Consider the following 11,186-nt stretch of genomic DNA (forward strand, 5'->3'; position numbering starts at 1 on the left):
CGGGGGTGGGGGCAGCGCCACCCCGACGCGGGCGCGCCACTCCAGGGCCCGCCGGTGCGCCTCCGCCCAGCTCAGCGTGCGGCCCTCGTGCTCAACGGCCACCGCTTCCGGATGGAGGCGGGCCTGCGCCTGGAGGAGCACGTGCGGACAGGCGTCCTGTGCCGTGACAGGCGTGTTCCCGGACTGGAACAGGAACTCGCGCTCCCCGGGCGTGAGCATCGGCAGCGAGGAGAGGCGGCGCTCCGGCTCCTGGAGCGCGCCCTCCAGCAGCGTGCGCAGGTGGCCCACCATGTGGCGCGCGGTCGCGGCGTCGAAGAGGTCGGTGTTGTACTCGAGCAGGCCCTTCAGCCCGTCGGCCGTGTCATTGAGGGCCAGGGTGAGGTCGAACTTCGCCGTGCCACCGCGAGGCTCGAGCGGCTGGAGGCGCAGCCCCGTGCCCATCGTCTCCGGCATGGGCGCGTTCTGGTACGCGAGCATCACCTGGAAGAGCGGCGGGCGGCGCGGATCGCGCTCGGGCCGGAGCGCCTCCACCAGCTTGTCGAAGGGCAGGTCCTGGTGGGCATACGCGCCCAGCGCCACGTCGCGCACGCGGGCCAGCAGCTCTCGGAAGGTGGGGTCTCCGTCCAGCTTCGTGCGCAGCACCAGCGTGTTGACGAAGAAGCCGATGAGCCCCTCCAGCTCCGCGTGGTGGCGGCCCGCGATGGGCGAGCCGACGACGACATCCTCCTGGCCGCTGTAGCGGGAGAGCAGCACCTGGAAGGCGGCCAGCACCACCATGGAGGGCGTGACGCCCTCACGCCGGCAGAGGGCATGCATCGCGTCCGACAGGTCGCGAGGGAACTGGAAGGGCCACACCGCGCCGCGGAAGGTCTGCACCGGAGGGCGAGCGCGGTCCGTGGGTAGCTCCAGGGCCTTCGGTGCTCCCTGGAGTTGCTGGCGCCACCAGCCCAGTTGGGCCTCCAGCGCCTCGTCACGCAGCCAGCCCCGCTGCCAGACGGAGAAGTCCGCGTACTGCACCGGCAGCGGCTTCAGCTCCGGCGCACGGCGCTCCGCATGGGCCGCGTACAGCGTGGTCAGCTCCTGGAGGAACACGCCCATGGACCAGGCGTCGGAGATGACGTGGTGCAGGGTCAAGAGCAGCACGTGGTGCCGCGCGTCCAGGCGCACCAGGAGGACGCGCCAGAGCGGACCGGACCCCAGGGGGAAGACCTGCCGCGCCTCCTCGTCGATGAGGGCCCGCAGCGCGTGCGCGGCCTCGGGCAGGGGGCTCAGGTCCATCCAGCCCGCGGGCAGCGCGGGGGCCGGGGCGATGACCTGCACGGGGCCGGACTCCTGCTCGCGGAACGTGGTGCGCAGGGACTCGTGGCGCTGGAGCAGGTCGCGCAGGGCGCGCGCGAACGCCGGCACATCGAGCGCCCCCTCCAGGCGCACGACGAAGGGGAGGTTGTACGCGGTGCTGGTGGGCTCCATCTTCGCCAGGAACCACAGCCGCTGCTGCGCGAAGGACAGGGGCAGGTCGGCGTCGCGCGGCACGGGCCGGAGCGGAGGCACCGCCAGCGCGGGCCGCCGCGGGGCCTGGGTCTCGATGCGGCGCGCGACGGCCTCCACCGTGGGGGCCGCGAAGAGGTCCGCGATGGACAGCTCCGCCTGGAACGCGCGGCGGATGCGCGAGAGGATCTGCGTGGCGCTCAGCGAGTGGCCGCCCAGCTCGAAGAAGTTGTCCTCGGCGCCGACCGTTCCGGTCTGGAGGACCTCTTCCCAGAGCGTGGCGAGCAGCCGCTCGGTGTCCGTGCGCGGCGGGCGAGACGGGACGCGGGTCTGGAAGGTGGAGGGAGCGGGGAGGGCCTTGCGGTCCACCTTGCCGTTGGCGGTGAGGGGCAGCGCCGCCAGTCGTCCCATCGCGGACGGCACCATGTAGTCGGGCAGCCGCTGCTTGAGGGACGCGCGCAGCACGGCCATGTCCAGGGACTCAGGGGCGACGACGTAGCCGACGAGCCGCTTGTCGCCGGGGACGTCCTCGCGTGCCACGACGACGGCCTCGCGGACCTCCGGATGGGCGAGCAGCGCGGCTTCGACCTCCGCCAGCTCGATGCGAAAGCCACGCACCTTCACCTGGGCGTCGGTGCGGCCGAGGAACTCCAGCACGCCGTCCTCGCGCCAGCGGGCCAGGTCCCCCGTGCGATAGAGGCGGGCTCCTGGCGTGGATGCGAAGGGATGGGGGAGGAAGCGCTCCGCGGTGAGCGCGGGCTGGCCGACGTAGCCGCGCGCCAGGCCCTCGCCGCCGACGTAGAGCTCGCCCGTGACTCCCGGAGGCACGGGCTGGCTTGCGGCATCCAGCACGTACACCTGCGTGTTGCCCAGCGGGCGGCCCAGGGGGACGGCGGTGCCCACCTGTGCGGCGGCCGTGAAGCGGTGGCTCGTGGCGAAGACGGTGGTCTCCGTGGGGCCATAGCCGGCCGTCACGGGGAGGCGCAGCTCCTCCAGCACACGGCGCACATGCGAGGCGGAGATGACGTCACCCCCGGTGATCACCTGGCGCAGCGAGCGCAGCGCGGGCAGGTGGGAATCCACCACCTGTGCGAAGAGCCCGGCGGTCAGCCACAGCGTCGTCACGCCGTGGCGCACCAGCACCCGCTCCAGTTCGTGCGGATCCGACGGGGGATGCGGCGGGAAGACCGCCAGCTTCGAGCCGTGCAGCAGCGCGCCCCAGACCTCCAGGGTGGAGGCATCGAAGGCGAGAGGCGCCATCAGCAGCAGCGTCTCCTCGGGACCGAAGTGGGCGAAGTCCACGCCGAAGAGGGTGCGCAGCACGGCGGCATGAGGTGTGCCCACACCCTTGGGCCTGCCGGTGGAGCCGGACGTGAAGTCGATATAAGCGAGGCTGCCGGGCAGGGCGGCCAGCGGAGGCGCGTGCGTGGGCCCGGCGTCCAGCGACAGCTCCTCCAGCACCACGGCATGCAGTCCCTGCTGGGGCAGCTTCGGCAGCAGCGCGCGCGAGGTGACGAGGACGCGGGGGGTGGCGTCCTCGACCATGGCGGCCAGACGCTCGCGCGGGTAGGCCGGATCCAGGGGCACGTAGGCCGCGCCGGCCTTGAGGATGGCGACGAGCGAGACGATGAGCTCCAGGGAGCGATCGAGCGCGAGCGCCACGCGCGAGTCGGTGTCCACGCCCAGCGCGCGCAGGTGCCACGCGAGCTGATTGGCGCGTGCATCCAGTTGCCGGTAGGTGAGGCGAGAGTCCCCGAACTCGACGGCGACCTTCTCCGGGAAGCGGGCCACCACCTGCGCGAAGACCTCCGTCAGCGTGGAGCCGCGCGGGAACTCCGTGGCGGTGGCATTCCAGTCCACCAACATCCGCTGGCGTACCTCGGCCGTGAAGGGCACCGCGGCGTCACCGCGTGACGGTGCGGGGGCGCGGGCCTCCATCGCTCGCGCCGCGTCTTCCAGCGGAAGGGTGGGCACGGGCCGCGCGCGGATCTCGTGCTGCTTGCGCGGTGCCGGTGCGGGTTGCGCCCTTCCCGCGAGGGCCTCGTCGATGAGGCGGGCCACGGCGTCCAGTGCGGGCGACTCGAACAGACGCCGCAGGGGCAGCTCCACCGTGAACGCCTGACGGATCCGGCTGACGGCCTGCGTGGCCAGCAGCGAATGGCCTCCCAGCTCGAAGAAGCTGTCGTGGGCTCCGACGCGCGTGACGCCGAGCAGCTCCTGCCACAGCGCGGCCAGCCGCTCCTCGGTGGGCGTGCGCGGCGCGACGTAGTCCCGCGAGCCGCTCGCCGCCAGGTCCGGAGCGGGCAACGCCTTGCGGTCCACCTTGCCGTTGGTCGTGAGCGGCAGCGCGGGCAGCACCACCACGGCCGAGGGCACCATGTACTCGGGCAGGACGTCCTTGAGGGCCGCCCGCAGCTCGATGCCATCGGCCGTCATGCCTTCGCGCGGTACGGCGTAGCCCACCAGCCGCTTGCCGCCGGGCCCGTCCTCGCGCGCCACCACCACCGCTTCGCGCACCGAGGACAGCTTCGCCAGCGCGGCCTCGACCTCTCCCAGCTCGATGCGGAAGCCGCGCACCTTCACCTGCGCGTCCGCCCGGCCGATGAACTCCAGCGTGCCGTCGTCGCGCCAGCGCACCACGTCGCCCGTGCGGTACAGCCGCGCTCCCGCCTCGCCGGAGAAGGCGTCGGGCATGAAGCGTTCAGCCGTCAGCGCGGGCCTGCCCGCATAGCCGCGCGCCACGCCCACGCCGCCCAGGTGCAGCTCGCCCTTCACGCCCACGGGCACGGGCTCGCCGCGCGCGTCCAGCACATAGGCGCGCACGTTGGCCAGCGGCCGGCCGATGGAGGGCACGTGCCCGTCCGCCACGCACTCGACAAGCGTGGCCATGACGGTGGCCTCCGTGGGGCCATACGTGTTGATGAGCCTGCGACCCGGGGCCCACCGCGCCACCACCTCCGCGGGCAGCGCTTCACCGCCGGAGATGACGGTGCGCAGCGCCGGGAGCCCCTCGGCGGGCGTGGCCGCGAGCGTCGCGGGCGTGAGGCTGATGACGGTGAGGGCCTCGTCGCGCACCAGCTTGCGCAGCGGCTCGCCCGGCATCAGGTCTTCCAGCGGCGCCAGCACCAGCGTGGCCCCGCTGCACAGCGTGGTGAAGATCTCCTCCACGGACAGGTCGAAGGAGAGGCTGGCGAACTGGAGGACGCGGCTGCCGGGCCCGATGCCGTACGCCACGGCTTCATGCGTGACGAGGTTGGTGACGCCGCGGTGCTCGATGGCGGTCCCCTTGGGGGTGCCGGTGCTGCCGGAGGTGTAGAGCAGGTAGGCGAGGTTTCGCGGGCCCACGCCGGAGGCCGGGGCCTCGGGGCTCTCACCCGCGAGCGCGCCCTGCTCCGAGTCGAGGCACAGGGCCCGGGCATGGTGCGCCTCCGGGAAGCGCTCCAGCAGCGGGGCCTGCGTCACCAGCACGGCGGCGCCGCTGTCCTCCAACATGAAGGCCAGGCGCTCGCGCGGTAGCAGTGGATCCACGGGCACCCAGGCGCCGCCCGCCTTGAGGATGCCGAGCAGTCCCACGGCCACGTCCAGCGAGCGCTCCACGCTCAGGGCCACGCGGGACTCGGGCCCCACGCCCCGGCGGCGCAGCGCGTGCGCGAGCTGGTTGGCGCGGGTGTCCAGCTGCGCGTACGTGAGTGACTGTCCCCGGAACTGGACGGCCGGGGCCTCGGGCGTCCGCCGCGCCTGCGCTTCGAAGAGCGCGTGCAGGCAGGTGGCTTCAGGGAAGGGCGCGGTGCTTCCGGTCCACTCGCTCCGGACCTGTCGCTGCTCGGCCGCGTCCATCAGCGGCAGCTCGGAGATGCGCCGGTCCGGAGTCGAAGCGGCGCCCTCCAGCAGCGTGCGCAGGTGCGCGAGCAGCCGTTGGATGGAGCCGGGCTCGAAGAGGTCCGTGTTGTATTCGGCGGTGACGCGCAGGCCCTCGGGCAGCTCCGAGGCGAGCAACGACAGGTCCGTCTTGCTGGTGCGGTTGTCGACGGGCTGCGCGTCCAGGACGAGCCCCGGCAACCGCAGCGGCGGCAGGGGCGCGTTCTGCAGCGTCAGCGCGACCTGGAAGAGGGGATTGATGCTCAGCTGGCGCTCGGGCTTGAGCGCATCCACCAGCTTCTCGAAGGGCACGTCCTGGTGGGCATAGGCCTCCAGCGTCGTCTCACGCACGCGGCCGAGCAGCTCGCGGAACGACGGCGGGCCGGACAGGTCCGTGCGGAAGGCGAGGTAGTTGGTGAAGAGGCCGATGAGCCCCTCCAGCTCGGCGCGGCCTCGGCCTGCGATGGAGGTGCCCACCACCACGTCCTGCTGCCCGGTGTAGCGGGAGAGCAGCACCTGGAAGCCGGCCAGCAGCACGCCGAAGAGGGTGGCGCCCTCGGCGCGCGCGAGCGCCTTGAGCGACTCGATGAGCGGAAGGGGCAGCACCTCCGTGATGCGCGCACCGCGCCCGGAGGGGACAGCGGGGCGGGGCCTGTCGGTGGGCAGCTCCAGCACGGCGTCCGGATCCAACCGCTCCCGCCACCAGCCAAGGTGCGCGTCCAGCACCTCGCCCTTCAGGGACTCGCGCTGCCAGGCGGCATAGTCGGCGTACTGCATGGGCAGCGGCGGCAGCGGAGAGGGCTGGCCCGAGGCGAGCGCGGGGTACAGCGCGCTCAGCTCGTGCACCAGCACCCCCATGGACCAGCCGTCCGTGATGATGTGGTGCAGCTTGAGCAGCAGCAGGTGCTCAAGGGCATCCAGGCGGTACAGGACGGTGCGCAGCAGTGGGCCCTTCTCCAGGTCGAAGGGCTGGCGCGCTTCGTCGAGGATCCGGCGTTGAGCCTCGGCCTCCCGCTCGGCGGCGAGGAGGAACTGGAGGTCCACCACGGGCAGCGACATGTCCAGCGTGGGAGCGATGCGCTGGAGGGGCCGCCCGTCCTGTTCGATGAACGTGGTGCGCAGCGGCGCATGGCGCTGCACCAGTTCCTGGAGGCTGGCGCGGAGGACCTCCACGTCGAGCGCGCCGGAGAAGCGCACGCGGACGGGGATGTTGAAGGAGGCGCTGCCCGGGCTCAGGCGGTCCTGGAACCACATGCGCTCCTGGCTGAACGACACGGGCGCCTGCTGGACGGGACGGGTCTTGTTGCGCAGCAGCTCCGCCAGACGTGCACGCTTCTGCTCCGGCGTCACCCCCGCCGACGCACCGGTCCCCTTCGATTCCGCTGAACTCATGTTTACAGGATAGTCGGACAGCGCGGGACAACGGGCGGGAGTCGCCATGCGCCCGCTTCCATCCAGGGTCTGCACCGACAGTCCGTCCCGGCGCGCACGCCGAGCGGACTCTTTAGGGGGCTCTCGGTACCTCGTTCACGGTGAGGTTGCCCGTAAGCCTCGTTCGCGGGTGACGCGCCCGCGAATCTCCCGGAGCCAACGCAACGTCTCTTCCAGCGTGCCCTTCACGTCCATGAGGACATGGAAAGTCTCCTCCAAGTCGGGATTCACAGGCTCGGGGATGGGCGGGAGTGCCTCAAGGGCCTCACGGACCTGCTCGTCCCACGCGGTACTCGTGAGCAGTTCCTCGTTTGAAATCGACTTCATCGTCATCTGTAGCAGCATCAGCGCCTGCACATAATTGAACCAGGAGAGCAGGTTCAACGCTGCATGGTGTTCGGGGGTGTTGGCAGAGCGCATCAGGTAGCGACAGGACTCGCCAAGACCCAGGAGTTCCCGCCATGCATTGGGGCCCGCTCCTTCAGAGACGAGAGACTGGCCGTGTTGAAAGATCAACGCCACCATCAGCTCCAACGCTTCTTTTGGAGGCCGTTGCTCCATTTCCACCAGGACCGTAGGCAGGCGCTCCTTGGGGACGAGGACGTTGACCACCTTGTTCATGGCGACCTGGGCTTCATCCAACATCAAATACTTGAACCCTTCCTGAATGCAGACCTCGCGCATCTTGAGGGATTGCTGCTCTGCTGCCAGAGCCTCTGCCAGAATCCACTCCCACTGGTGTGGCAGCGCGGAGATGACCCTCCGCCAGGAGTCATCCTCCTCCTGCACCAGCATGGCATTTCTGAGTAACGGTCCCGGCCAGACCGCGGAGCCCAGGACGATCAACTGTCCCAGCACCTGATCGCGTTCCATGTCAGGAAGGAACTCCACTTGTCTTCCGCATTCACGGCAGGCCACCTGTGTCAGTCGCCACAGGCCCTCAATCAGGCCATTCAGCTCCTCCTGCCCCACTTGCTCACGCAAACCCTCGAACACCTGGGTCATCAGCCGCGCTATCCGCAAGAGGCCTTTGGCCACCTCCGCACTGCCACCGAGCTTGTGGGCGACGATTTCGGCGATCTCATCCAGCCGCTTGAGGCCGATGACCTTGCCCTTGGCCAACCATTGGTCCACGGCCTCCTTGGTGACATTCAGGGCCTCCGAAAGCGCGTTCCTGGTGATCTTCGACTCCTTGAGCAACTGCCGCAGCAAGGTCGTCAGCAGGTGCTCGGGGACGTCGATACGCTCCGGCTTCTCCTTCAACGATTCTAATTGAGGCAGGTGCAGGGTCCCCAGGGGCGCGAGCCGGACGGCCAACTCAACGACCGCCAGCCGGAGCATCACGGTGTTGATGAACCGCGAGGCTCCGATGGGGAGCGCTTTCTTCCGCCTGTCGCAGAGGTCATCCCACCACGAGGCATGCGCCACGAGCACCTGCACCAGTTCTGAGATGGACTGCAAATGAGCAACGGGCAGTCCCTCCGGAGTGAGTGGGGACCCGGCACCTCGAAACCCATCCTCGATGAACTCCCGGAGGATGCCGCAGCGCGTCTCCTCACGGACGGTGCCTCCGGTGATGTACTCGCGCCAAGTACGGTCCTGTGCGCTGCGTCGAGGCTTCCAATCGAAGAGGCCCGCCACGCCGCCGAGGACTTCCCCGCTCGTGGGCAAGGGACCTTTCCACAGTATTTTCCGGGACTTGCGCGTCATGCGAGTGCTCCTACAGGCCAGGGGCGTCCCTGTCCGGACGTCCCAGAGCGACATCCTGAGGCACCCGTGGCCGGCGCGCAGCCAAGCAGATCCGGCAAGCGCCCCGGGCCAGGCATCATGCCCTATCGAATCCAAGGCGGAGGCACTCCTTGCGCAAGACCCGCCGGATGCTGGTCAGCACGGTGCGGCTGACCTCGTCGCCGGGCCGGGTGATGACCACGGATAACGCCGCGCCTCCCGGCGTAGTCCACTTCTGGTGGGAACCACCACGAAGGGGGCGGGCCCGACACCCCAGATGCTTCAACTCATCCATCAGCTCACGAATCCTGGGACGATAGGACATGGACACCTCACGAGGCCGTGGCTTCGGCCGAGGCAGTCCTTGTCCGTGCTTCAGCACACAATTTCAGCGAAGCGCTCCAGGCAGACCTCCCCTGGGCCTTGCCGCTTTCGCTGCGTTGCCAACGGGGCTACTTGCCGCGAACGAGAGTCCGGCCGAGAAGCCGTCGCCCTCAACTTCTACTCGCGTCCTGGCAGCTCCTTCGCGAAAGGGCGCGAATCGAGGGGGAGGTCCACGAAGACGGTGGCGCCGGAGTTCGGAGTGCTCGTCACGGTGGCGACCCGACCCAGGGCCTCGATGGGCGGGCATGGACAGGGGGACGCGCCAACTGATGTTCCGGGCTATCTAGTCGCCTACGCGCTGCATCTGACGGCGGCCAATATCGTCATGCTAGGAGAGGCATTCAAGGCCAAGGCCTGACTAATCATGTGGGGGAAACCCCCACTTCAGCGAATGTCGAGCCTGCAGCGAGACGCTCGCTGGCCGGTTTTGAAAATTATCTCGGAATACGTGCCAATTTCCTGTGAAATTGGATGAGATGCCGCGTTCACAGCGCGGGCATGGAGACAGAATGATTGAAGACCGAATCGTGCGCGTTGGGCGCGACAGCGCCATGGCAATAATCAAGCCGATGCTCAACGGCTACCGGGGGTCGTGGAGCCGAATCTATATCGGTGTCAGCGCCAAGCCATCGCGGCGCTGGGTGAAGCACATGCGCAATGGCTGGTCGAAGATGGTCCTGCTTTACGAGGCATTTAGACCGGATATAGCTGTCGACTTGGAGCGAGATCTTATTGATTATGCTCGACGATGTAACTTCTTGATGCCTCCCGAGAATATCAGTTCTGGCGGGGAAGGGATCGGAAACATCCAGCAGTCCTATTTTGTTTATTTGATCGTTGGCGAATAGCCATGCTGGCTCACGGATCAAAGAACGTCGTCTGACGAGAAATGGCTCTTTAGAGCGCCTCGTTTCGTTGCTGATGTATCTGGATGACGAGGTTGAGGGCGCTGCTCGGACGCGTAGGTAATAGGAATATACTACAGGGCAGGTAGGGGTGAATCCATGAGTGCGGCACGGGCGCCTAGAAGAGCAATGACCATAACTCGAAGCATTAATGTGGAAGTTGATGCGAGCACATGGCCCGCACCCAGCACTCCATCCGCCGGTCTAATCAAGATCGCGGGACCTAGGAGAATTAATATGCTGGAGGTGTTATGCCAAGTGGCGTTCTGCACTGCGCCTCCTGTTAGTTATGGTTTCGATTTGAGTGACTATTGGGCGTTCATGCGCTATATGCCCGCGTTGAGTGCTGACAGGGACTTGCGACTGCGTAGCGAGTGGACTGATCTGGATGCTCATCAGAAGACCGTGTTGAGTGACGATTTGGGAATGGGGGTGACCGCATCGCTTCTCATGCGCGCGCTGGGTCTGTCGACGCTTGCATCAACCAATTATGCTGTGACTAGGTTCGGAAAGCCTCGAATGTACTTGAAGGCTTCCGGAAAACGTGGGCCGGCAAAGAGTCCTGACTTCGTTGGTTTCGATAGGGCGGGAAATGTATGTGTAATTGAGTGTAAGGGGACTCAGACGTTTGGTAATTTGATCAAGTCAATGAATGACGGCATTCCCCAGAAGAGAAATTTGGTTGTTGGTGGGGGATTGGCTCTTCGCGAGAGCGTCGTGGGTGGGTTGTTTATTCCTCAGTATAAAGCTAAGCATTCTGCGGTTTGTAGATTCGTAGACCCTGCAATAGAAGTTGATCTCGCTGAGGGGAGGGGCGGAGAAGATCCGTGGCAAGTTTTTGCGCGAGCGAACCTCGCAGCGGCACTTCATCTGATGGGCTATGGTGCGGAAGGCAATGCCGTGGCGCTTGGTGAGCAGAGAGAGTTCTCGGCTCTCTTCCAGCGCGCCAATGAATTGTCGGAGGTTCAAGGAGACGGGAACCTGGCGATGGCTAGGACGCGCACGGTTTTCTATCCTCAATCATTGAAGTCTGATGAAGGCGTCAGCGTGGCGGGGTTGCGTGCCAGCATTGGCATCTCCACAGACATATTCAAGTTGCTCGCAACGAATAACGTTGATGCTGCTATTCAAGCATCTGCAGCCAGGGCCCAGCGTGAGCGGGAGTGGGCGGCAGAATCTTTAGATGGCGGGTTCATGATGATGACTCCCACCGGCCTGATGGTGAAACTAGAACTTCTTCAGCAGGAAGATGGAGGCGTAGCAAGCCTAGAGCGCCGAACAGGTTAGGTCACGCCGCGCGCTGGTAACGCGCGGCGACCTCGAGGTTTTGGACGACCGCGAGTCGCCTGAGGTCAAAGAGGTTGCGGCGCGTGCCTCGGTAACGGCCCTTCG

General features: G+C 67.3%; 4 protein-coding genes. 2 read left to right on the top strand and 2 right to left on the bottom strand.

What is annotated here, in order from left to right; genetic code table 11:
- Positions 1-6,738, bottom strand: a 6,738-nt coding sequence (locus D7V93_RS26920; RefSeq protein WP_158623869.1) for a non-ribosomal peptide synthetase, incomplete at its 3' end; no start/stop codon positions are given.
- 135 nt (positions 6,739-6,873) lie between these two features.
- Positions 6,874-8,487 (bottom strand): hypothetical protein, encoded by a 1,614-nt coding sequence (locus D7V93_RS26925; RefSeq protein ID WP_147451347.1) that lies wholly within the window; start codon positions 8,485-8,487, stop codon positions 6,874-6,876.
- Between the two features lie 911 nt (positions 8,488-9,398).
- Here D7V93_RS26925 and D7V93_RS44540 point away from each other — a divergent pair.
- Positions 9,399-9,737: a hypothetical protein gene (locus tag D7V93_RS44540; protein WP_147451348.1), complete on the top strand. Its 339-nt coding sequence runs from the start codon at positions 9,399-9,401 to the stop codon at positions 9,735-9,737.
- A 294-nt stretch (positions 9,738-10,031) separates the two neighbouring features.
- Positions 10,032-11,081, top strand: coding sequence for a hypothetical protein (locus D7V93_RS44545; RefSeq protein WP_147451349.1), 1,050 nt, complete (start codon positions 10,032-10,034; stop codon positions 11,079-11,081).
- The last annotated feature ends 105 nt before the right edge of the window (positions 11,082-11,186 follow it).

Origin of the sequence: Corallococcus llansteffanensis (genome assembly GCF_003612055.1) — a bacterium.
Lineage (GTDB): Bacteria > Myxococcota > Myxococcia > Myxococcales > Myxococcaceae > Corallococcus > Corallococcus llansteffanensis.